General features: G+C 50.4%; 18 protein-coding genes. 6 read left to right on the plus strand and 12 right to left on the minus strand.

Annotation, left to right across the window (positions count from 1 at the left end; genetic code table 11):
• Nucleotides 1-492 precede the first annotated feature (492 nt).
• Nucleotides 493-1,314, minus strand: coding sequence for a DUF2087 domain-containing protein (locus tag ACO0LC_RS26460; protein WP_423008816.1), 822 nt, complete (start codon nt 1,312-1,314; stop codon nt 493-495).
• A 349-nt stretch (nt 1,315-1,663) separates the two neighbouring features.
• On the opposite strand from ACO0LC_RS26460, the gene ACO0LC_RS26465 reads away from it, so the two are divergent.
• The 3 genes from ACO0LC_RS26465 to ACO0LC_RS26475 are packed head-to-tail and all read left to right on the plus strand — an operon-like array spanning nt 1,664 to nt 6,739.
• On the plus strand, nt 1,664-3,010 hold the full coding sequence (locus ACO0LC_RS26465) for a response regulator (RefSeq protein WP_423008818.1): 1,347 nt from the start codon (nt 1,664-1,666) through the stop codon (nt 3,008-3,010).
• Nucleotides 3,011-3,036: 26 nt separating this feature from the next.
• A complete protein-coding gene (locus ACO0LC_RS26470) occupies nt 3,037-5,406 on the plus strand; it encodes a response regulator (protein ID WP_423008820.1) in 2,370 nt (789 codons plus the stop codon).
• Nucleotides 5,399-6,739 carry a diguanylate cyclase domain-containing protein gene (locus ACO0LC_RS26475; protein ID WP_423008822.1) on the plus strand — a complete coding sequence of 447 codons (1,341 nt, stop codon included), beginning with the start codon at nt 5,399-5,401 and terminating at the stop codon, nt 6,737-6,739. The genes ACO0LC_RS26470 and ACO0LC_RS26475 overlap by 8 nt, the downstream gene beginning before the upstream one ends.
• Nucleotides 6,740-6,743: 4 nt before the next feature.
• On the opposite strand, the gene ACO0LC_RS26480 is transcribed toward ACO0LC_RS26475, so the two are convergent.
• A complete protein-coding gene (locus ACO0LC_RS26480) occupies nt 6,744-7,361 on the minus strand; it encodes a LysE family translocator (protein ID WP_423008824.1) in 618 nt (205 codons plus the stop codon).
• A gap of 124 nt (nt 7,362-7,485) precedes the next feature.
• Between ACO0LC_RS26480 and ACO0LC_RS26485 the strand changes: the two genes are divergently transcribed.
• Entirely contained in the window at nt 7,486-8,382 is an 897-nt protein-coding gene (locus tag ACO0LC_RS26485) for a LysR substrate-binding domain-containing protein (RefSeq protein WP_423008826.1), read from the plus strand.
• On the opposite strand, the gene ACO0LC_RS26490 is transcribed toward ACO0LC_RS26485, so the two are convergent.
• Both ACO0LC_RS26490 and ACO0LC_RS26495 read right to left on the minus strand, forming a co-directional pair.
• Entirely contained in the window at nt 8,376-9,239 is an 864-nt protein-coding gene (locus tag ACO0LC_RS26490) for a lipid A biosynthesis acyltransferase (RefSeq protein ID WP_423008828.1), read from the minus strand. The two genes, ACO0LC_RS26485 and ACO0LC_RS26490, sit on opposite strands and share 7 nt — an antisense overlap.
• Nucleotides 9,236-10,096, minus strand: coding sequence for a lysophospholipid acyltransferase family protein (locus ACO0LC_RS26495; RefSeq protein WP_423008830.1), 861 nt, complete (start codon nt 10,094-10,096; stop codon nt 9,236-9,238). Before ACO0LC_RS26495 ends, ACO0LC_RS26490 begins: the two co-directional genes overlap by 4 nt.
• Nucleotides 10,097-10,314: 218 nt before the next feature.
• On the opposite strand from ACO0LC_RS26495, the gene metK reads away from it, so the two are divergent.
• Both metK and ACO0LC_RS26505 read left to right on the plus strand, forming a co-directional pair.
• A complete protein-coding gene (gene metK / locus ACO0LC_RS26500; protein ID WP_423008832.1) occupies nt 10,315-11,496 on the plus strand; it encodes a methionine adenosyltransferase in 1,182 nt (393 codons plus the stop codon).
• 155 nt (nt 11,497-11,651) lie between these two features.
• On the plus strand, nt 11,652-12,524 hold the full coding sequence (locus ACO0LC_RS26505) for a M14 family zinc carboxypeptidase (RefSeq protein ID WP_423008834.1): 873 nt from the start codon (nt 11,652-11,654) through the stop codon (nt 12,522-12,524).
• Between the two features lie 11 nt (nt 12,525-12,535).
• Here the strand turns inward: ACO0LC_RS26505 and ACO0LC_RS26510 are convergent, their stop codons facing one another.
• From ACO0LC_RS26510 to ACO0LC_RS26545, 8 genes are all read right to left on the minus strand, one after another.
• Nucleotides 12,536-13,267: a lysostaphin resistance A-like protein gene (locus ACO0LC_RS26510; RefSeq protein ID WP_423008909.1), complete on the minus strand. Its 732-nt coding sequence runs from the start codon at nt 13,265-13,267 to the stop codon at nt 12,536-12,538.
• Nucleotides 13,268-13,356: 89 nt separating this feature from the next.
• The gene (locus ACO0LC_RS26515) at nt 13,357-15,474 is read right to left on the minus strand and encodes a peptidase domain-containing ABC transporter (protein ID WP_423008836.1); all 2,118 of its coding nucleotides are present in this window, start codon (nt 15,472-15,474) and stop codon (nt 13,357-13,359) included.
• A gap of 290 nt (nt 15,475-15,764) precedes the next feature.
• Entirely contained in the window at nt 15,765-17,126 is a 1,362-nt protein-coding gene (locus ACO0LC_RS26520) for a M16 family metallopeptidase (RefSeq protein ID WP_423008838.1), read from the minus strand.
• Nucleotides 17,127-17,206: 80 nt separating this feature from the next.
• A complete protein-coding gene (locus ACO0LC_RS26525; RefSeq protein ID WP_423008840.1) occupies nt 17,207-17,377 on the minus strand; it encodes a hypothetical protein in 171 nt (56 codons plus the stop codon).
• Nucleotides 17,378-17,548: 171 nt separating this feature from the next.
• Nucleotides 17,549-18,853 carry an HlyD family secretion protein gene (locus tag ACO0LC_RS26530; protein ID WP_423008842.1) on the minus strand — a complete coding sequence of 435 codons (1,305 nt, stop codon included), beginning with the start codon at nt 18,851-18,853 and terminating at the stop codon, nt 17,549-17,551.
• 358 nt (nt 18,854-19,211) lie between these two features.
• On the minus strand, nt 19,212-19,706 hold the full coding sequence (locus tag ACO0LC_RS26535) for a hypothetical protein (RefSeq protein ID WP_423008844.1): 495 nt from the start codon (nt 19,704-19,706) through the stop codon (nt 19,212-19,214).
• A 144-nt stretch (nt 19,707-19,850) separates the two neighbouring features.
• Nucleotides 19,851-21,263: a hypothetical protein gene (locus tag ACO0LC_RS26540; RefSeq protein ID WP_423008846.1), complete on the minus strand. Its 1,413-nt coding sequence runs from the start codon at nt 21,261-21,263 to the stop codon at nt 19,851-19,853.
• A 2-nt stretch (nt 21,264-21,265) separates the two neighbouring features.
• Nucleotides 21,266-22,570 (minus strand): SPFH domain-containing protein, encoded by a 1,305-nt coding sequence (locus ACO0LC_RS26545; protein WP_423008848.1) that lies wholly within the window; start codon nt 22,568-22,570, stop codon nt 21,266-21,268.
• Between the last annotated feature and the right edge of the window lie 214 nt (nt 22,571-22,784).

The following is a 22,784-nucleotide window of genomic DNA, read 5'->3' on the forward strand; positions in this document are numbered from 1 at the left end:
CGTAGATCCATGATATTTACTGTTTTCCAAGTCATGTTGGCGACTCCCTTTAGGTATCTTTATGATCACCTAAAGGTGTTACCTATGTCCTGATACAGGTGTTACCCATGTCTCTGTTCTATACAGCGACGCAAGAAAGGTATGTAGCTGTCGGGCTACCCCCGACCGGCAATCTTAAATATCGTTCGCAGATGAGCACATGCAGAACTTAAAAATATCATTTCTTGAGGCCGAGTGTCGGGCTAAAAAGGCGTAGCCTAGCGAGGCCCGGCCCAACCTACGGGCCAAGACCCGGCTTGTATCCGCGAAGGGCAATCATTTTAGGCAAAGTGCGAGCTTCAACAAACGACACGGCATACCACGAACGCCACTGGATTCCTGCCTACGCAGGAATGACGCTAATTTTATTGCCGTAAAATTAGAGCTTAGCAACCAGGTCGGTAGAACAAAGCCGCAAAGCTAATTCGATTCTCATTAAATCGCAAACAAAGCTCACACCCTCCAATACTCCCCCTCCGCCCTCTCCATCAAACCATTCACAATAAACTCCCGCCGCAAGGTCGCAAAATCCGCATGAAACTGCAGCAAGAAGCTATTGATATCAGCCTCTATATAACGCCGCTCAAACTGTAATTGCTCCACCAGCCAGCGCAAGATCACCAGGCGTTTTTTACGCTGCTCAGGAATACTCACCAGACGCCCGTCCTTGACGAAAGACTTCATCACCCGCTCAGCCTCGACCTCAGTCGACTGCAAATCCAGTATGAGTTGAGAGGCATCCCAGTTCGCCTTGAAACGCTCGGTCCGACTGGTTTGTAAGCGCTGCTGCGCCAGGTTCAGCCAGCTTGTGCTGCCATAACCCTGCACCAGATCACGCCCGATAACATCCCAGAATTCAGGCGCGGCACTGACACCCAGGGCCTGCAAATAGTCGCTGGTGACGACCAGGTATTGCTTGCGATAAGGCAATAAATAGCCAGCTTCATTAACGCCCAATTGCTCCTGGGCTTCGACATAACTGGCATACCAGTGATTGAAAAAAGCCGCCATTTCGGCACCATGCCAAAAGTCCCCCATATCTTCACCAGGTTTGGCTTCGCCACCAAGCACGATGCGGGCGTGTTCCCAATTCTGGAAACCGGCATCGGCTGCGGCCAGGTTCATGCAATGCTTGAGTTGCCAGCTCTCTGGGATTTCCCACTGGCGCTGGCGGCTTAAGATCAGGGCGCGTTTACTGGCTGCAGTATTACGCGTCTCCAGCAGCTTTTGCAATAAACGTGCGCGGGTTTTGATTTCAGTAGTCAGTGCGTTCATGCTGCCGCTCCACTAAGGGTGGACTGCAGGGCGATGAGCAGTGATGGGTAGTACGACGATAACATGATGAACTCCAGTTCGCTTATCGACGACCCGCTGACGTCAAACGAAACATGGCAATTATCACATTAATATGGATGTGGATTTGCAGGGTGAGAGCCTCTTGTGCGGGCAGGCGCCCCTTACAGCACCTGTGCCGCGATTGTAGGCCACTATAAAAACAACGTCAACCATCTTTAACTTCATGAATATGGCTTGAAACCAAGCTGCTTCTCTGCTAAACCCTGATAATAAGTAAATTATTATTTGCTTTTCAAGCAATCCCCCCAGTGTGGAAGGAGATGGAGCTTTGAGTCATCATTCCTCTAAGGTAGAGCAGGGCCAGGCTTCAGACTACCGCATACTGATCGTCGACGATGCGCCACCGAATATAGGTTTGTTGTATGCCGCGTTGCAGCAGGCGGGTTACCAGATTTATGCAGCGACTTCTGGAGCCCAGGCCTTGCTGATCGCGCATGAAGTAAGGCCCAACCTGATCTTGCTGGATGTCATGATGCCAGGCATGGATGGCTTTGAGACTTGCAGGCGACTCAAGAATGAGTCTATCACCACGCAAATTCCCATCATTTTCATTACAGCAGCCAACAGCACCGAAGATATCGCCAAAGGTTTTGCGGCAGGTGCCGTCGATTATCTGAGTAAACCACTGAGGGTAGAAGAATTATTAATCAGGGTGAAAATGCATTTACAAAAGCAGCATTTCCTGATGGCACAACAAGAGCAGACAGAAAAACTCAAACTCATCGTCGACAATATGTCCGAAGCTGTCGTTTTGCTGGATGCCAAAGGGCAGATCACTTTCAGCAATCCAGCCTGCCATACTGGTCTGGGTTATACCGGCAATGAAGTTCTCGGAAAATCCATCACTGCACTACTAAGTGAGTGCCAGCCTGCCAGTCATCTGGATTTTTTTGCTGCTGGCAGTGCGCATAGCAGTAACAGTACACCTTATTGCGGCCCCAGTGAAGTCAGTGTTCAACATCGCAGTGGCAAGGCCATCAATATGGATCTGACCCTGGCCTCGGTCTTTTTACAAGAACGCCATTATGTCGGCTTGCTGAGAGACCGCCAGCCAGAATTACAGCACCAGGCTAGCTTGCGGGCAACAGATTGCGACCCCATGACCAATCTGGCCAATCTGCGCAGTTTTGAAGAAATACTGGAACAACGCTGGCAATACTGCCTCTCCAATGCCATGCCGGTCTCACTGTTACTCATACGCATCGATCAATTTGAAAATGATGATCTGCAGCCAGCGCCATCGACAGGCAATCAACTATTACAAAAAATTGCCCATAGCTTGCTGGCACTAGCCAATCGTCGCAATGGTTTGGCCGCACGTCTTGCCGAGCATGACTTTGCCTTGCTCTTACCTGGAATAAACAAGGAAGCAAGTGCATTTTTGACGCACGCGCTCAGAGATGAACTCATGCGCGTGCTCAGGGAGAATATGCCCGCTGCAAGCACAGGATACGACCAGGAAACGGGTATCAGTATTGCCTATGCCAGCCAGATACCGCAGCCTGAGCAGTCTGGTCAACAACTTCTGGCTACCGTGTCCACAGCCATGCAAACCCGGCATAGTCAGGAAAGAAACCACATCATCGCGATTGAAATGTCATTACCAAGCACATAGTCCATATTTACGGCTGAGGAGAAAATATGCCCTTAGAGGAACAGGAAAACACGGCAGAGTACCTGGACGACTCCCTTGTCATTTCCGCAGAAGAGGAAATACTCAAGCGCTCACCTCCCTGGCGCATACTCATCGTTGACGATGATCACACCACCCATACCGCCACTTGTTATTCGCTGGAAAACCAAAGCTTCCGCCAGCGCCGCTTTGAATTCATCAGCGCCTATAGTTCAGAGCAGGCATTCGTGATCTTGCGCGATACGCCTGACATTGCCCTGGTGATACTCGATATCATCATGGAGACTTCCGATGCAGGTTTGCAACTGGTCAAAAGAATTCGCAATGAATTGAATAATCACCTGGTGCGTATCGTCTTGCGCACTGGCCAGCCAGGGCTGGTGCCCGAACACCGCATCGTCATGGATTTTGATATCGACGATTACAAAAGCAAGACTGAGCTGGGTAGTGGAAAATTATTCACCATGGTGGTCTGTGCCTTGCGCGCCTATGATAATTTGTGCGAAATGATGGCGGCACAAAAAGCCCTGGGAAATTCCCTGAAAAAAATCCAGAACCTGGAAACCGCCCTGAACCAGCATGCTATCTATGTGATACTGGACCGCAGTGGCAACATCATTGCCGTCAATGACAAATTTTGTAGTATCTCAGGCTTTAGCAGCATAGCATTAATGGGCAAGACATTTGATCAGCTATGCCTGCAATCGACCACCAGCAGTGCATTGAACGACATGAGGGCGGCAATGGATAAAGGCGAAATCTGGCAAGGCACGATCGCCGGCAAGTCTAACCTGTGCAAGCCTTACTGGATGAACACCAGTGTCGTCCCTTTCATGGATCATGACAATCAGCCGCAGCAATACGTGGTCGTCGCCACCGATGTCACAGAGGCCAAGTTGGCCCAGCAAGAAGTGCTGGAATTGAATCGTGACCTGGAGCAAAGAGTCATACGTCGCACCAATGAATTGGAAATGGCCAAGCTCGCAGCTGAAAAAGCCAATGATGCCAAGTCCATCTTCCTGGCAAATATGTCGCATGAAATACGTACGCCACTGAACGCGATTTTTGGCTATGCCCAGCTCTTGAGCAAGGATGAACGCCTGCCTGCAGAGTTGACGAGCATAGTTGCACCAATAGAGAAATCAGGCGTGCATTTGCTCAATCTGATTAATGACATACTAGACCTGTCGAAAATAGAAGCGGGCCGCATGACCCTGGAGTTCGGGCAGATTGACCTGGAAAGCCTGGTCGCCGAAGTCAGCGATATCTTTGCCATGCGTTGCTCGCAAAAAGGCATACACTGGCATTGCGCGGTCAACTTTGCGCCAGAAAGCTATCTATTGGGCGATGGTGAGAAACTGCGCCAGGTCTTGCTGAATTTACTCAGTAATGCTGTCAAGTTTACCGATTGTGGTGAAGTCGTTTTGACAGTGACAGAGAGTGCCAGCGACAAGCCTGATCATACGCGACTCAGTTTCGAAGTCAGGGATACCGGCCTGGGCATACCGCTGGAACAGCAATCCCTGGTGTTTGCTCCCTTCCACCAGGCCGAACCCAATAGCAAGCGTGGTGGCACTGGCCTGGGCTTGGCCATCTCCAATCGTCAAGTCGAATTAATGGGTAGTCGTTTGCAACTGGTATCTAGTCCGGAACGCGGTTCACGGTTTTATTTTGAACTTGAATTGCTACGCATGCAAAACGCCGTGCCAGCTAGCAGCCGACCTGTCAACGGCAAACTCAGCCTCTTGCCCGGACAGGCATTGAACATCCTGGTTGTCGACGACATAGAGGAAAACCGCGATGTGCTGGCACGCATGCTGCAAAGCCTGGGAGCCACGGTCAGACAGGCCGAGAATGGTGCGCTAGCTCTGGAGAGCCTGCGGGCAGCCCCGGCCGATATTGTTTTTCTGGATATCCGCATGCCAGTCATGGATGGGATAGAAGCCATGCGCCACATACGGGCAGAATGGCCGCGACCACAACCAAAGTGCGTAGCCCTGACCGCATCAGCCCTGTTACATGAACGCGAGCATTACATGCTGGAAGGTTTTGACGATTTCATAGGGAAACCTTTTTTATTTGAGACCATTTATGCCTGTCTCAGCAAACAATTGGGCCTGCGTTTTACCAGCAAAACTGACGACATGCCTGCACTGCCAGCAAAACCTGACATGAGCAAGTTACCAGAACATTTCCGCGAGCGTTTATTAACGGCAGCCAAGACGGGCTGGGTCAGTGGACTGGAATCTGCCCTGGCTGAGCTGAAGCAATGCGGCACAGAAGAAGCAGCCATAGCCAGCCATTTAACGCATTATCTGATGCAATATGATATGGATGGTCTGGAACGCGAACTGATGACAGGATCCCAACATGTTTAAGCTAGGCAGCAATCCAGCCAGGAGCCGCGAAATGGCCTTGTTGATCGTGGACGATATGCCAGACAATATCGGTGTATTGCGTGGCATGCTATTACCGCATGGGCATCAATTATTCGTTGCCACCTCTGGCCAGGGAGCACTGAATATAGCTGCCCAAGTGTCGCTGGATTTGATCTTGCTGGATGTCATGATGCCCGGCATGGATGGTTTTGAAACTTGCCGCAGGCTAAAAGCAAATCTCCAGACCCGGGAAATCCCTATCATTTTCATCACGGCAAAAACCGACACCCAGGATATCGTCGAAGGTTTCAATCTGGGGGCAGCTGACTATATTAATAAGCCGGTACGTATGGAAGAAGCACAAGCGCGCATACAAACGCAATTGCAAATACGCAGTTACATCCTGGAGCAAAGAGAGCAGGCAGAACGCATGCGTGCCATCGTCAATAATATGGCCGAAGGCTTGCTCATCATAGAAGCAGATGGCCGCATACAATCCAGCAATCCTGCTGCAGACTATCTGTTTGGCTATGCGCCAGATCAATTGCAGGGAAATTCCATCTTTGATTTGCTCGATGCTGCCGCCAGTCAGGAATACCGCCAGTATTTCAAGCTCATTGCCAGTGATGGTTCAGGCATGCAGACACAACAGCATGGCAGTCGCGAAGTACAGATCAGACACCATGGTGGCACCATGCTCAATGTCGACTTATCCATCATGCCCATGTTTGTCAGGCAAGCACTCTTTGTCGGCTTGCTGCATGATATTACCCGCCACAAATTATCTGAGCACGCCCTGCGCAGGGAAGCCAGCATGGACGCCCTGACCAACGTGGCAAATCGCCGCCATTTTGATACTTGCCTGGAAAATGCCTGGCAAAGTGCGGTCGAGAATGAGCAAGAACTATCCCTGATTTTGCTGGATGTCGACCACTTCAAACATTATAACGACACGCTGGGGCACCAGGCTGGTGATCGCTGCCTGCAGCAAGTTGCCCAGGTATTGCGGACCGTCGCGCCACCACAGGATGCCCTGGTAGCCCGCTATGGCGGGGAAGAATTTGTGGTCCTGCTACCCGACACCAGTCTTGATGATGCCTATGCATTGGCATGCCGGATTCAAGCCGGTATGGAAGCCCGGCAATTGCCCCATCCTGCATCAACTTGTTCAGCCTGGGTCACCGTCAGCATAGGTGTCTGTAGCTTGCAGCCGCATGCTGCCATGTCTAGCGAACTCTTGTTCCTGAACGCAGATCAGGCCATGTACCATGCCAAGGAATCCGGCCGCAACCGGGTCTGTACAGAATTTGCACCTACCGAGAAAAGTGCCTGATGGGCTAGTGCAAAGCTGGCAAACCAGCCAGTGACACCCCCAGGACGATCAACACGACACCGATAAAGCGATTCAGTACCACCTGCTGCCTGAGCATGCCAGCACGCAGGCGGCTGTCTGAAAAGAACAGCGCGACCAGACTGAACCATATCCAGTGAGCAAAGGACATGAACAGGCCGTAGCCGATTTGTGCCAGCAAGCTGGTATCGATTTGCACCACTTGAGTATAAATACTGACCACAAACAAAGTGGTTTTAGGATTGAAGGCATTGGTCATGAAACCTGCACGCAAGGCTGCCAGATTATTCAATGGCTGCGCGGCCCCAGCTTCTGCACTGACAACTGCGCGGGCAAAAAAAGTCTGATAACCGATGTAGATCAGGTAAATCGCACCTATGATCTTGAGGGCGAAATAAAGACTGGGGGATTTTGCTATCAGCAAGCCCACACCCAGCATGGTGTACATGACATGCACTTGCACGCCCAACGCAATGCCACTTGCAGCAAGTAGGCCAGCACGGCGACCATACAGATAACTGTTCCTGGTGACCATGGCAAAGTCCGCCCCGGGGCTGATGACGGCCAGGATGGTGATGATGGCGACGGCAATGAGTTCTGTCATGTTTTTCTCAGGATGTAAAAAAATTAATTTATGATTATTTATCACGCATAAACAAATTCTGGAGCAAAACCTTCATCAATAAAATCGATATATACTCAAACATATCATTGAGAAAATATCACACATGTCCAAGCACTTGCCATCCCTGAATGCCATACGCGTGTTTGAAGTGGCCGCACGCCATTTGAGCCTGGTCAAGGCGGCTGAGGAACTGCATGTCACTCACGGTGCAGTCAGCCGCCAGATCAAACAGCTGGAAGAAAACCTGGGCATAGAATTGTTCGAGCGTCGCAACCGGGCCATTTTTTTAACCCGTGCCGGATTGAGCCTGCAAGGCACTTGCACCGACATCATGCGACAGCTGGAAGCTGGGTTAAATCAACTCAGGCAGATGGATGAACAGCCTCTGGTAGTCTCTTGCGAACCGACCATCGCCATGCGCTGGCTGATCCCACGCCTGGGCAAATTCAGGCAATTGCATCCAGAACTGGACATCCATTTATTTGCTGCTGGCGGGCCTGTAGATTTGCGCCATGGGCATATAGACCTGGCATTACGCCGCAATGATTTTGCCTGGGATGCAAACTACCATGTGGCTAAAGTCGCTCAGGAATTGATCGCCCCGGTCTGTGCCCCTGGCTTATTCAAACAAGGCAAGCCAGCCCTGAACCAGCAATGCCTGCTGCACACTGCGACGCGGCCAAATGCCTGGGTACAGTGGCAAAAACTCAACGGGCAAACTGCACGCGGTAAAAGCCGGGCGATCTATGAGCATTTTTACCTGAGCCTGCAGGCAGCTTGCGCTGGCCTGGGTGTCGCCATGGCATCGGCCTATATGGTGGAAGATGAAATTCGTAGCGGGCAATTGCTGGCGCCGCATGCTTTCGTGCCAGACGGCAGTGACTATGTCTTGCTTTCCGTCTCGCCTTTTGACGAAGATCAGCGCCGCCTGGCTTTTCTGCAATGGTTACAGCAGGAATTTGCAATGACGGCGCAGGCCGTCACTGGCTCAAATCAGTAAACGCTGGGTTCACCAGAGGGACGTGTTTTGAAACGTTTGTGCGCCCAAAAATATTCAGCAGGTGCTTTCAAAATTTCCTGCTCAATGAAAGCATTCATAAAGCGTGTTGCCGCTACGATATCTTCACCTGGATAATTTTTCCATGGCTCATGGAAGCTCACTTTCCAGCCTTGATAGTCAGGCAATATGGTCGCGATAACAGGAATGACTTTAGCACCGGTAGTCGCCGCTATTCTGGGCACGGCCGTTATTGTCGCAGCCGGCATACCAAAGAAAGAGACGAACTCGGCATCCTTGGCACCAAAGTCCATGTCTGGCAACATGAAGAAGGGCAAGCCTTCGCGCATGGCACGAATAATGGGCTTGACGCCTTCAGCACGGGAAAACAGTTTTACCGGCCTGAAACGCGAACGTCCCTTGCGCAGGGCTGCATCAAACACTTTGCTGCGTTGCTGGGTATAAATGGAACACAGCGATGATTCCAGCATGACTGCCACACCCGCCACATCCAGGCTGACGAAATGCGGGCACATCAATATGCTAGGGCCATCTGCCATCGCCGCCATGGGCACGGCAGGGTCTATCTGTATCAAACGCTTGAGGCGCGCTTCTGACGCCCACCAGAGTATGCCGCGCTCCAGTACGCTACGCGCATACACCTGAAAATGCCGTTTTGCCATGGCCAGGCGCTCAGCTTCGCTCAGTTGCGGCAAACATAATGATAAATTTGTCAGCGTGATATGCCTGCGCTTTTTGATCAACATGAAAAGCAAGCTGCCCACGCCCTCACCCAGACGACCCAGCACTGGCAAAGGCAGCCAGTGCAACACCCACATCAACCCCAGTACTGCCCTCATGCCTGCCCCTGGTCAAAACGGGATTCAGGGGCATCGACGCCATCCGGCTTCTTGTAGCGGTTATAACTCCAGAAATACTGTGCAGGTGAGCGGGCAATCAATTTTTCCATGCCACGGTTGATGGCCGTGGCCTGCGCCACCGGGTCTGTGCCCAATTCTTCTTCAAAAGGCACGAAGCGGATCACATAGCCACGCCCGCCGGGCAGGCGCTCGGCATAGGTCAGGATGATGGGTGCATCAGTCATGCCATGCAATTTGGCCGATAAAGTCATGGTATAGGCACGCTTGCCAAAGAATTTGGCCCAGACGCCCTCGCCTTCTTGTGGCACCTGGTCGGGCAACAAACCTATGGCCTCGCCTTTTTTGAGAGCCTTGGCCATGATGCGCACGCCAGACAGGTTGGCAGGTGCCAGCAAGAGGTTATCACGCGCCCTGGCGCCTTCTATCAAGGGCTTCAAGGCAGCTTTGCGTGGTGGCCGGTACAGGACAGTCAGACGGGTACGTACCGCTATGCTTTGGGCAACAATTTCAAAACAGCCCAGATGCGGTGTCAAAAAGATCACGCCTTTTTTGGCATCCAGTGCGGTTTGCACCAGTTCCCAGTTTTCTATGGTTGCGGTCTTTAACACCCGCTCTGGCTTGGCACACCAGATAAAGGGCAACTCCAGGATATTCTTGCCAGCCTCGCGCACAGCCTCATGCAAATGCCCAGGAAAACCGGCACGGCTGATATTCTGCTTCAGGCGGCGACGGTAAGATCCAGACAACAAATAGACGAACCAGCCCAGCGCGGCCCCAGAAAAATGCAAGACCGACAATGGAAAAATGGAAAGAAAACGAAACAAAGTGACAAGCATGACGCCGCTCAAGTATCAGTATAATAATAAGGGTATATTCGACAGACTATGCAGAACGAGCGTAAAATATCACACATTGGCTGGCTTGATTATATAAAGCTGGTCACCGCCGAGTTAACAGACAACTTGCGAGGCGGTTAATAAAACTCGCTAAAGCGTCGCAGGACTCTTCCGACTGCGGCATAATTTTTACGGTCATTTTTATATAGGAGCCTGCGATGGCTAATGATTTTCTCTTCACCTCTGAATCGGTATCCGAAGGACACCCGGACAAAGTCGCCGATCAGATTTCCGATGCAATTCTCGATGCGATCTTTGAACAGGATCCACGTTCCCGTGTTGCCGCTGAAACCCTGACCAATACTGGTCTGGTGGTACTGGCTGGTGAAATCACCACCAATGCCCATGTTGATTACATACAGGTAGCACGCGACACTATCAAGCGTATCGGTTACGACAATACTGAATATGGTATTGATTATAAAGGTTGCGCGGTTCTGGTTGCGTATGACAAGCAATCCAATGATATCGCCCAGGGCGTAGACCAGGCATCTGACGATCACCTCAACACCGGTGCTGGTGACCAGGGCCTGATGTTTGGTTATGCCTGCGATGAAACACCAGAACTCATGCCTGCGCCGATTTACTATGCGCACCGTCTGGTAGAACGCCAGGCTCAATTGCGCAAGGATGGCCGCCTGCCTTTCCTGCGCCCTGATGCCAAGAGCCAGGTCACCATGCGTTATGTCGATGGCAAGCCGCACAGTATCGATACTGTCGTGCTGTCCACCCAGCATCACCCAGACCAGAGCGAAACCCCGACCAAGATGAAACAGTCTTTCATTGACGCTGTCATTGAAGAAATCATCAAGCCAGTCTTGCCTAAAGAATGGTTGCTGGATACCAAATTCCTGATCAACCCGACTGGCCGTTTCGTCATTGGCGGCCCGCAAGGTGATTGTGGCCTGACTGGTCGCAAGATCATTGTCGATACCTACGGTGGTGCCTGCCCTCATGGCGGTGGCGCTTTCTCCGGTAAAGATCCTACCAAGGTTGACCGTTCTGCTGCCTATGCTGCCCGTTATGTCGCCAAGAATATCGTCGCTGCCGGCATCGCCCGCCAGTGCCAGATCCAGGTTGCTTACGCGATCGGCGTAGCTCGCCCTATGAACGTGACTGTCTACACTGAAGGCACAGGCCTCATCCCTGATGACCAGATCGCCGCATTGGTGAACGAGCATTTTGACCTGCGTCCAAAAGGCATCATCCAGATGCTGGACTTGCTGCGCCCTATCTATTCCAAAACAGCCGCTTACGGCCACTTTGGTCGTGAAGAGCCAGAATTCACCTGGGAACGTACTGATAAGGCAGCAATTTTGCGTGCCGCTGCCGGGTTGTAATTAGTCGTCTTGATTTTTGTAATAATGCTTGTAACAAGCAATTTGTAGCACTGGGAGTAGAAGCGAGAATGCCAGTTAGTATTTTTAGAAGTAAGTTCTGTGCATCTCGCTGCAAAAAACTCAGTGCTTTGTTTGCGGTGGCTGGCCTGTTAGCCATGCCATCTGCAAACAGCCTGTCTGCTCCGCCTGCATCCCCATCTGCATCACCTGCGCCACCTGTTCCAGCCAAGCCAACGGTAAAACCAAAAACCATCAGCGACTGGTGTACACCCCTGGTTGCGCGTCTGCCCAAAGTCAGCCTGGCTGACTGCAATAGCAGCAAGCTCAGCCCCACTGGGGCCAATTCACTCAATGGTTTCCCGGTATTGTTCCGCGATATCAAGGCCGATGCCAAACATCCGCAAGCCATACGTGTACTGCTGCTGGGTGGCATACACGGTGATGAGCAAACCGCTTCCTCCATCGTTTTCAAATGGATGGATGCCATGCAAAAAAGCCCGCTGGAATTCAATTGGCGCATCGCCCCGGTAGTGAACCCAGATGGCTTGCTGGCACCCAAGCCACGCCGCATGAATGCCCGAGGCATAGACCTGAACCGCAACTTCCCCACACCCAACTGGCAAAAAGAAGCGCCCAGTTACTGGGCACGGGTGACCCGGAGCGACCCGCGTCGCTATCCAGGCAAAGCACCTATCTCAGAACCGGAAAGCCGCTGGGTGTATGAAACCATAGAAAAATACAAGCCCGATGTCATCATCTCTGTCCACGCCCCTTTTGGCGTACTCGACTTTGATGGCCCGACCACGCCACCTAACCGCTTTGGCCGCCTGATCTATAATCGCGTCGGCGTTTATCCCGGTTCACTCGGCAACTATAGTGGCATACACAAAGATATCCCTGTCGTCACCATAGAATTACCCAACGCCACACAAATGCCGCCGGACGCTGAAGTACAGCGCATCTGGCAAGACATGCAGACATGGATACGGCAAAACGTGGCGGCACCGCTCAAGACTGCGCGTAACTGATATTGAGCCCCTCAGGCACTGAATTCTTTGCTACTCTGGTCTATATGACGCAGCTTGGCGGCGTAGTAATCTCTGGCGCACAAAAAAATGATTGCCAAATGAAGCGCAATGAAAACCTGGGCATACAGTATTGATGCAGGTCTGTCGTGGAACTGGAACAGCCCCTGGCCATTGTAGGCATCTGCAAAATAATCCTCGCTCACACCCACCGCGTAATTGAAAATAAAATGGAAAATAATCGCAAATAGCAAAGAGCGATATTTGATCGTCACTGCTGCCATTGCTATCGCAAACGTGAAATAGCCCACGTACAACCAAGCTGGTTTATCTGCTGAATAATGGGCGAGAGAAAACAGCGCAGCAGCTATCAAGACTGCAATTTCCAGCCTTAGATATCTCCTTAAGCCTGCCAGCAAATAACCACGAAAAAAAACCTCTTCCAAAGCAGCAGCCCCAAAAGTCAGGAGCAGGGATTGATAATGCAGGTCAGAGATCTCCGCATGAAAAGAGATGGCATTGTCCCAGTAAAGCACTAGGACAATTGCTGCAAACAATAGTACTGGGAAAACCAACTCTTGCCAGCGCAAACCTTTCTCAGCATTTCTAAAAACCGGATAAGCATTGGCCTCAAGATAGAGTTTTTTTTCACCAGCAACATAGTAGCTGACAAAAGAAAAACTGAGCGCTACCAAGCCGAATGCATTCATCCAATCTTGATCCAACTTAGACAATGCTGCAATCATGCCCAGCACGATTAACAGGGAAAAAGATAGAAATAAATTGCTGCAGAAATGACGTATCAGTATCTTCATTTTGTCTTCAGTTCAAATATTCAGGCGAGCTTCAGACTCGTCGCGTCTTCCTTCGCTACTGCCGCCCGCAATTCCATCACGCCCCCATCCTGCAAGGACACTACGCGCTCTGCTGCATTAATGGTCTCCGGCCTGTGCGCCACCATGATACGTGTCAGTTGCAAGTTCCCCAGTGCCTGGTTGACCTTGTTTTCATTATTCACATCCAGATGGCTAGTGGCTTCATCCAGCGCCAGTACCTTGGGTTGCTTGTACAAGGCGCGCGCCAGCAAGACACGCTGCTTTTGCCCGCCAGACAGGCTGCTGCCCATGTCGCCTACCAGGGTTTGATAACCCATGGGCATCTTGCTGATTTCTTCATGGATGGCAGCCAGCTTGGCACATTCTTCAACTCTGGCTGGATCGCAATGGCTGTCGAAGAAAGCAATATTGTCCATGATGGAGCCTGCCAATAAAACATCTTCCTGCATGACCGTGCCCACCAGTTGACGGTAAGTCTTGATGCCCAACTGGGTGATGGGGATATTGTCAATCAGCACTTCACCTTCCGTCGGTTTCAACAAACCCAGGATGATTTTGCACAAAGTAGTCTTACCACAACCGCTGGGGCCAACCAGGGCAATACTCTGCCCTGCCGGTATCGTCAGATTGATATCCTTGAGCACCCAGGGCTCACCCTCGGCATAACGGAACTTGATATTCTTGAGCGTAATGACAGGCTCGATACGCGAGATATCAGTTTCGATAGCAGTTTCTGCTTCTGCCTCTTCCAGAACGATATCAGCCAGCCTTTCACTATGCACGCTCAGCATGCGGTAACTGATGAAGACATCGATGAGGCTGGAAATGCGGCCAGTGAAAGTGCCTGAATAACTGGAGAATGCCATCAGCATACCTACCGTCAAACTGTTTTGCATGACTTGCCCGGCACCGATATAAAACAGCGCCAAACCCTGTATGCCAAAGATCAGGGTATTGCTGAGCTTGAAGAGGATGGAGAGTTTTTGCGTCTTGATATCGCGGTTCTGTACATCGATCTTCAGGTTTTGCCAGCGCGACAGGCGCTCGGTTTCGCGGCCAAACAGCTTCAAGGGCGTGACAGCCCGCATGGTTTCCAGGAAGTGGGAACTCTCTTTGGAAGACAGTATCAAGCGCTCTTGTGAAGCTTCGCGGAATGGCTGGTAAAAAGCCCAGCGCAAACCCGCATACAAGGCCACTGCCGCCAACACCAGCATACTCAACTTCAGGCTATACACCAGCATCATGACCAGGGACAGAACGGCCATCAAACCATCCAGTGCACTCTCCACAAACATGCTGGTCAGGGTGCTTTGAATTGCACCAATCGAACCAAAGCGTGACACCACATCACCGAGATGACGCTTTTCAAAATAAGAAACCGGCAAACGCACCAGATGGGCAAACACCCGGGCCGACCATTGCAGGCTGATATCCATACTCCAGCGCATCAAAAACCAGCTACGCGCCAGACCTATGGCATTCTGGGTAATCATCAACAGTGCAAAACCAAACACCAATACCACTAGCAATTCTCTATCGCCACTGACGATGACTTCATCAATGACGAACTGATTGAACAAGGGTGCGCATATCGCAAATATCTCCAGCGCCAGGGCCAATGCCAACACCTTGACGATGGCTGAACGCAGGCCAACAATATGACCAGTCAGGTCACGCAGGGCGACTTGTTTTTTTTCATCCCTGGGTTTAAATGAGGGGCTGGGTGCCAGCTCCAAAGCTACGCCAGTGAAATGGCTGGACGCTTCTTCTACAGGCATACGCCTTTCACCGACTGCAGGGTCCAGCAATACCAGAGTGACTTTGCCACGCCAGTCCTTGCGTACAGCTTTGAGTACGACAAAGTGATTCAAATTCCAGTGCAGTATGCAGGGTAAAGCCAGTTGATCCAATTCATCCAATTCCAGCCGCAAGGGGCGACTGTTCAATTGCATGGCAGACGCATGACGCATCAACTGCGCCATGGTTGCCCCTTTGAGGCTGATGGAAAATTGCCTGCGCAGATCGGCCAGATCAGTGTGATAGCCGAAATGGCTGGCGATCATGGCCAGGCAGGCCAGACCACATTCGCTGGATTCGGTTTGGAGGAGAGGTCTCATCAATCTTGGAAATAGCGTTTAGCAATAAGAATAACGAACATTGTTGACGCTAAGATGCAAGCGACAGTGCCAGTGATTCATCCAATGTATGCGATTACCTCCAAAGCTATATGCGCTCGCGTATATCAGAAGCTGTTGCAAATTAACCTGACCTTACGCGTCCCGAATATAAGCTGGCTCTAAATCCAAAACACTGTCTGCATCAACGACACAGAGTCGGGAATACTGGATTATCTTAATTTCTCAACAGCCCCTAAATACCGCCATCAGAATACAACTTTGCCATGACTTTACTCATCAATCTTTTCGCTGACTTGCATAAATATTCTATTGGCTGGCGACAGTATTTTTACTGCATTCTCTTGAGTTTTCAAAATAGAAAAATTCTGTATGTCATCACGTACTTTAAAAAATAACTGCCAGTTGCCAGTAGCAATATAGGGGGTCAATTTGACAGCAGTTTCTTCGTTATCAGCACTTATTTTTTTGTATGCCCTGCTGAGACTCTCTTTTGCCAGCGTCAACTCATTTTCATTGACAGGAGTTTCATTTATTTTTTCCACCGTATTGAGCAGCGAAGTTTTAATAACCGGCAAATTTTTTTGTTCGCCATATTCCATCACAGGTTCTATCATCAAAATTCCATTTGATAGCAAGCCTGTAAAATATACATTTTTTGTTTGCCCAGATTTTTTCTGCTCGGGCTGATCATTTAAAGGAATCAACTTACTTTTTTGAAGTATGTGTGCAAGTAAGGGGACTGCCGCGAAATTCTGGTCACTTAGCCCCATCGTGCGATATGCCAGTAACAAAATTGGCTTACTGCGTTTCTTTACAATCTCTTGGTTATAAGGAAAATTCGTGGAAGAAATTTTTGGTTCGTCAAGGCTTTTTAAGGGAACTCTTTTGGATATATTGCAAAAATTCTTTTGTACTAACTCCATGACCAGTTGTGCTTCAAGCTTACTACCAACAACTAGCGTAGCCCTTTGAGGTAGATAAAACTCTTCCCAAAATTTTTGCAATTTATTCAAACTGATGTGTGTCAAAGAATTTCCAGGAGTTTGCTCTGTTTTTCCGGCAACCAAAGTTAAGGCTTTATGCCTGAGGAATTTCTGTGCATTCCGCTCAGTAGCATCACGCTCATCAATAACTTCTGCTACAACTCCAGAAACATCGTCATTTGAATAAGTAAAAGACGACATGCGTTCAGCTTCAATGGCAAAAAGCCAGTTTAGTTTTTCTTCTGTAGATAAAACTAAAGTCTTATAAGAGGTATAGTCCTGAGCTGTATTACCAACACGGCGTAAATTATTTTTCTTGATTTCTTCCGGCCAGTCGGGATGCAAAGCTGTAGATCGTGCAACCAATAAATGCTCCAAAGTATGAGCTGTTTCAATATTATTGTCAGTCTCGTTCTTTAGACCTACCCGATACACCATGTTAACAGTGGCATTCACGGCATCAGATTTCGGTAAAATTAATATTTGCAGTCCATTACTTAATTTGTATTCACGAATTCCCTCCGACTCCGTAATAAATGTTGCACATGTCGATGTAATATCTGGCATTGCTGCATGCTCAGCCCCAATTACTGTGTTGTGCAAAAAAAATAAAGACAAGGCAGTAACAACATGCGAGACTTGATTCATTTTTTACTTATCGTGAGATGGATAAAAAAGTAGCACCACTATAAAAGCGGTGCTACGTGACTTGAACTAATTAGGTTTAATTAGACGCCGCCGCCTGAGCCATTGGCAGCCCAGATTTCTCTTTTGTCATAGTCGTGTTTTTCATCATCAGTCATCCCTTTTTCTGTAATCTCAACTGTCTGAATAGGTTCATCTGGCTCAAGATCGCCACCAGCCACAACCAATAATTCTTCATTTGTAATCAAGCGCATTTTGTGTTATTCCTATACGTGGTTAAGTTGAATCATGCTTCATGGCATGGTTTTACTGCTCCGTTCCAGGTCTCGTACACCTTGAACGGTTTTTTCGGGCTGGGTCCGTCGGGTTTTCCTGACAGATCCAGCATCGAATTCTAGAATTTCTTGCTGCTGACAAAGAACATTTCAAGTCATTGCCAGCACTGGCTCCAATACCCATTCCCAGATTTTTCTACTGTCTTGCAGTACATCGGCTTCCAGCGTCATACCTGGTTTGAGAGCTTGTGGCTGCCCATAGGCATTGATGCTTTGCTCATGCAATCTGACTTTGATACGGTACAGAGCTTCATTACTGTTGAAGCCATTAATGGCTTGCTGGGCATTGCTCAGAATCGTGGTTGCCAGATTCTGCGGCAGCTCAGATGGTGCAAACGGGGTACGACTGACATCGACTACCGTTGCCTTGTGCAAACCGAACTTCTGATAAGGAAAGGCGGCGTAGCGTATCAACACTTCTTGCCCTGGCTGAATGAAGCCTGCTGTGCGGCTGGGGGCATATAAATGTGCCTCCAGTGAATTAGTGTCGACCGCTTTGGCGTCAACAGGAATCAGACTGGCCAGCACTTGTCCTGCATTGATGGCTTGGCCCGGCTGGTTGGTCAGGGCGCTGACGATGCCTGCTTGCGTTGCGATAATTTGCAAAGCCTGGCGGTTGGCATTTTCTGCCGCTTCTTGTTTAAGGCTGGCCTTGGCTCTTTCTATTTGGCTCAAGTCAGTGGCCAAGGTATTCAATAAGCTATCGAGTTCTGATTGCAGTGCGATCTGGTTAGCCTGCAACTGGGTTTTGTTACGTTGCAAGGTACTCAAGCGGGTGCTGATGTCGAGCAGGTCTTCCTGCTTTTGCTGAGTCTGGGCGGCAGAGACATAGCCATTGCTTTGCAGGGTTTCATACTTGGCGACGCTTTGTTGTGCCAGTTGCTGACGGCGCTGGGCCAGCAACAGTTCTTGTTCCAGCTGGGTATGTTCCTGGGCCAGATTCGCTAATCTTTGTTGCAAGGCCTGCTTTTTTTCCTGGTACTGGCTTTGGCGCAGTCTTTGTTCTGCGGCCATGCTATCGGCACGGCTGGCCAGTTGCTGGGCCACCAAGGCGGTGATTTCACCCTGGCTGTTTTGCCGTTCTGTACTCAAGGTAAACAAGATTTGCCCGGCCTGGACTTGTTCGCCTTCCTTGACATGAGTAGTCAGCAAAATACCAGCATTAGGTGCTGCCACGCTGAGCTGACCACCAACAGGGACGGTAATACCAGTGACACGGGCTTTTTTGGTGATACTGCCAAAAGTGATGTAAGCAATCAGGACTGCAGCAATGATCAGCGCAACGATGGCAATCAAACTAGCGGAAAGCGGCTGTGCCAGGCGGATGGAACCCATCCATTGACTGCCTAATGCTGCTGTGACTTCAGGACGAAACAAGGGGCTGGAATTACTCATCTACAGCCCTGGTAAAGTCAATCTCTTGTTGTTTTTGTGGCATCTTCGTTGATCTACGGAAACGGTCCCAAATGCACGTGTTCTCTGTGCGCTTGTTTAAAGCATAAAGGAAAGTTTCCGAGAAATGTCAAAAAAAGTTAAAAATATTTTTTAGGCAATTATCACACTGATTAACATACATTTGCTAGAATCACGCGTCAGATTCTTGGGGGGATCGGAAATTGACTGGTCTGGTCGCTCGTTGTTCAAATACAATCACCGGGTCATGAATGAGCGCTCATCCAGTTCCAGGGATCTGATGCCTTGTATCCCTTAAAAAGCCGCTCCCCGATCTGTCCCCAACACAGTTTTTTGAAAATCAATCCCCTTGCTGCTGCCAGGTCGCTTTGCCTGCCTTCAAATAAATCAAGGCGCTGGCGGAACCTTCTTTTGCGACGATGATGCCATCGCTGTGCAATTTGACAGCTTTGGCATGATAGCTGCGCGGCTGTGAGCCTTTATCTTCGACATACCAGAGTTCCAGCCATGAAAAGTCATCACCACCATTACCTAAGGCATGTCCTGCGCCCACGATAACCGGCTTGGTTTTGCCGTGTGACAAAAAAACGATACCCTCTTTTTTAGTCTTGCTGTCCTTGACCAAAACCGCCAGGTCGCCCTTGCCAGCGCCCAGAAAATTGCCACGCCAGACAAAGGGATTGATACGGCTGTTCACCTCAATAGATTCTTGCTGGGACAAGCCATCAAGCTGCTTGTTTGCCCAGTCAGGCAATTGCATCTTGGGTGTCACATCCTGTGCAAAAGCGATGCTGTTGGCGAATAACAGAGCGACGGATGCTAATTTGAAATTCATGGCAAAACTCCTGGTAAAGATAAAAATATGTATGAATTGATAGAATGAAAGCCTGTCTTACTTACTGACTACTGCTACTGACTAATGCAACTGATTACCGCTACTGATTTCTACAACTGATACTGCCATTGCGGTCACTACAAATCACCTCAAACTGATGGTCTGCCTCTTCCATGCCGGGTCTTGCCACTTGTAAAACACATTCAAGGAGCCAGGTTTATCGGCAGCGTTTTCAACTTGCAGGCTATCCATGCTGACGACTTCAAAGCTCTTCTTGAAACGGCCTTCGACTTTGGCCTCACGTGCCACCAGCATCTTGTTGGTACCTGGTACCCAGCCTGCGAATTCTGCGTAGCCAAGATCAGGGTCGCTGTTCGCCGGTGGCAGGATGTCGATGATCCAGCCCTGGCTGGTCTGGTGGAATAGCCAGAGTTCGCGCCAGTTTTCCATGGGTTGTACAGCCAGGCTCAATGCCGTGTTTTGTGCATTGACGCGGGCAGATGCAGCCCAGACCACGCTATAGGTGCAGCGTTTTGCCAGCGGGGTTTTCACATCATGTTTTGCATCGGTCAGCATGACACAGGTTTCGCCTGGCTGGACTGGGGCAGTGATGATGTTCAGGCCAGGATTAGGGGTAACTGCAGCTTCTGCTGCCCAGCGCGTTGTGCCTACTCGCACGCCAGCATCAGCGTAGGCATATGTATCTTCATCGGCAAATTCTTCTTTATTGACTGCTGCCAATTCCATCATAGCGCGGTTGCCAGCATCGTCAAACTTCTCCCCTTTGCGGGCACGTTGGAAGGCGATGCTGGACCAGACGCTGGCCTTGCGCATGTGCATGCGGTTTTTCAGATACTCAGGCAAGCTGCTGGTGTTGACACGCTCCAGCACATCAGCACGCCATTGGTCTAGGGCATAGCGTTCGCCCGGGCGCATGGTGGGATCTATGCAATCCTGCCTGGTCAGTGCCAGGGCAGCGCGGGCCTTCTGGTCTGGGGTGGCGTTCATGGCCAGTACACGACGGAAAGCTTCGCCGTCATAACAAAGTTGCATGCGGCCTTCGCGTTCATAGCCTTTGATGCTGATGCCGTAATTGGCGACTACTTCCAGATGGGCGGCAATAGTCGCCTCATTTTGCTTGGCTTGCTTGCTGGAGGCGCGTTTGGCCAGACGTTCTGCCATGCTGCCAAGTGCATCAAAAGCTTCTGCAGTGATTGCTTTGGCTGACGCAGCTTTCAGGTAGGCTGCGGTATAGCTGATACCCAGGGATTCTGCACCCGGGGTGTCGCGCAGGAAGCGGATTACGGCAAAACTGTCTGGTGCATCATCAGGTTGCATGGAGACCAGGCGTACTTGCGAAGCCTTGATATAACCGGCACGTTCACGCCTGTGGTCATACACTTGCAGGTAGTCGAGTTTTTCACCGCGGATTTCCAGGCTATCACCCTGCCACAGCACAGCCTGTTGTTGGGCACCGTCCTTGGGGGCAGCGCGCAATTGTGCCTGGTCTTGTGTGACAACAGCGAGCACGGCGACAGCAGCTAAAGTAGCAAACATGATTATTGGCTCTCTTTGTTTTCGTTGCTGGTTTCTGTTTCAGCTTCGGTACTGACTTTTTGTGCAACAGGTTTATTGTTTTTCCCCGCGCCCAGCAATGCAGCACCTATGAAACCGCCATCTGATGGCGGCGGCGCAATGATGACGGAAATCTTGTCTGACAATTTATCAGCCATGGTTTTTTGTATCAGCAAGGGGTGCTTGGTCAGCAAGGCGCCATCACGCTCCATTTGCGAGCTGGCGACCTTGCCTACCAGGTCTTGCCTGTAGGCTTCGGCATCGGCCAGTTTGCGGCGTGAATCAGCTTCACCCTGGGCTTCGATGACACGTGCCTGGGCTGTGCCTTCCGAGGTTTTGATACGGGATACTTTTTCTGCCTCGGCTTCAAGCTTGCGTTGCTCTATCTGCTTTTGCTTGAACGGTAATACGTGCTTCATGGCTTCTTCTTCCGCTCTGGCGGCAATGATTTGTTCATTACCGGCAGCTTCAGCCGCTTTTTCGCGTTTGATCTTGTCAGCATCTGCTTCCAGCGCGGTTTGTTTGACCTGCTTGTCTTTGAGCTCCAGGGTGTAGCGCATTTTTTCGCTTTCCAGTTCTTCTGCCAGCAATTTTTCCATGCCACGTTTATAGTCGGCAGGCAGGTCAACCTTGCCCATCATGACGCTGCGCAGGATGATGCCGTCAGCGGCCAGCCGAGGTTTTAATTCAGCTTCTATCTGCTTCTGGATTTCTGCCCGCTTGCTGGAGAAGATCTCGCGCACTGTATACAAGGTAAAAGCCTTGTAGATCACCCCCTGCACTGCCGGTTCGACGATGTCATTATTGATGTTTTCTGGCAGGCTCTTGGACATATTGGTCAGCTTGGCGGGGTCAACTGCATAACGTATGCTCAGGTCCACACCGAGTGACAAGCCTTCTACTGACTGGAAAGGCGCTTCGCCATCAGCGCGGCTGCTGCGTGTGGGTTTATATAACTGATCTTGCAAATTAAACAGACGAAGTTCATGCAGGCCTGGCACGACGATGACCGCACCGTCGTGCACCTGGTCTGCATTACCGGTTAACTGGTTGATACGTACACCAACTTCACCGCGCGGTATGCGCTTTATTGGCGGATGGGTGCTGATGGCATACACAGCACCACCGACCAGGCTTAGTACCACAAGGCGATTGAAGGTGGTTTTACTGAAGAGGCCGGATTCTGACGTAACCCTGGCTCCGGCTTTGACTCCCGAAGCGCTTTTGCTGAAAACGGCAGACAGGGTAGACCTTACGGCTTGTACCAGGGATTTGATACGGTCAGACATGATAGCTCTCCAATGAGGTAGTAACAGGTTCTTAGGGTTGGTGCAGTGGCGTTTTCCCTGCATCCCTGACACACATCATGCGCCGCCCCCCCCGGAGCATACAATGCTGAGACGGGGGCAGAAATATCACTGTGGCAAGCTATTTATTCCGTGCCAGGAATAAGCCTTGCCGCGTGTGAAGAAAAACTCACAGCAGCTTTATGACATTTGCAGC

Source organism: Undibacterium sp. JH2W (genome assembly GCF_049340425.1).
Lineage (GTDB): Bacteria > Pseudomonadota > Gammaproteobacteria > Burkholderiales > Burkholderiaceae_D > Undibacterium.

Bases quoted from the DNA above. Each gene is read 5' to 3' on its own strand.
- ACO0LC_RS26460 (WP_423008816.1), bottom strand. From the start codon at position 1,314: ATGAACGCACTGACTACTGAAATCAAAACCCGCGCACGTTTATTGCAA.
- ACO0LC_RS26470 (WP_423008820.1), top strand. From the start codon at position 3,037: ATGCCCTTAGAGGAACAGGAAAACACGGCAGAGTACCTGGACGACTCC.
- ACO0LC_RS26475 (WP_423008822.1), top strand. From the start codon at position 5,399: ATGTTTAAGCTAGGCAGCAATCCAGCCAGGAGCCGCGAAATGGCCTTG.
- ACO0LC_RS26480 (WP_423008824.1), bottom strand. From the start codon at position 7,361: ATGACAGAACTCATTGCCGTCGCCATCATCACCATCCTGGCCGTCATC.
- ACO0LC_RS26485 (WP_423008826.1), top strand. From the start codon at position 7,486: ATGTCCAAGCACTTGCCATCCCTGAATGCCATACGCGTGTTTGAAGTG.
- ACO0LC_RS26490 (WP_423008828.1), bottom strand. From the start codon at position 9,239: ATGAGGGCAGTACTGGGGTTGATGTGGGTGTTGCACTGGCTGCCTTTG.
- ACO0LC_RS26495 (WP_423008830.1), bottom strand. From the start codon at position 10,096: ATGCTTGTCACTTTGTTTCGTTTTCTTTCCATTTTTCCATTGTCGGTC.
- metK (WP_423008832.1), top strand. From the start codon at position 10,315: ATGGCTAATGATTTTCTCTTCACCTCTGAATCGGTATCCGAAGGACAC.
- ACO0LC_RS26505 (WP_423008834.1), top strand. From the start codon at position 11,652: ATGCCATCTGCAAACAGCCTGTCTGCTCCGCCTGCATCCCCATCTGCA.
- ACO0LC_RS26510 (WP_423008909.1), bottom strand. From the start codon at position 13,267: ATGATTGCAGCATTGTCTAAGTTGGATCAAGATTGGATGAATGCATTC.
- ACO0LC_RS26515 (WP_423008836.1), bottom strand. From the start codon at position 15,474: ATGAGACCTCTCCTCCAAACCGAATCCAGCGAATGTGGTCTGGCCTGC.
- ACO0LC_RS26520 (WP_423008838.1), bottom strand. From the start codon at position 17,126: ATGAATCAAGTCTCGCATGTTGTTACTGCCTTGTCTTTATTTTTTTTG.
- ACO0LC_RS26525 (WP_423008840.1), bottom strand. From the start codon at position 17,377: ATGCGCTTGATTACAAATGAAGAATTATTGGTTGTGGCTGGTGGCGAT.
- ACO0LC_RS26530 (WP_423008842.1), bottom strand. From the start codon at position 18,853: ATGAGTAATTCCAGCCCCTTGTTTCGTCCTGAAGTCACAGCAGCATTA.
- ACO0LC_RS26535 (WP_423008844.1), bottom strand. From the start codon at position 19,706: ATGAATTTCAAATTAGCATCCGTCGCTCTGTTATTCGCCAACAGCATC.
- ACO0LC_RS26540 (WP_423008846.1), bottom strand. From the start codon at position 21,263: ATGTTTGCTACTTTAGCTGCTGTCGCCGTGCTCGCTGTTGTCACACAA.
- ACO0LC_RS26545 (WP_423008848.1), bottom strand. From the start codon at position 22,570: ATGTCTGACCGTATCAAATCCCTGGTACAAGCCGTAAGGTCTACCCTG.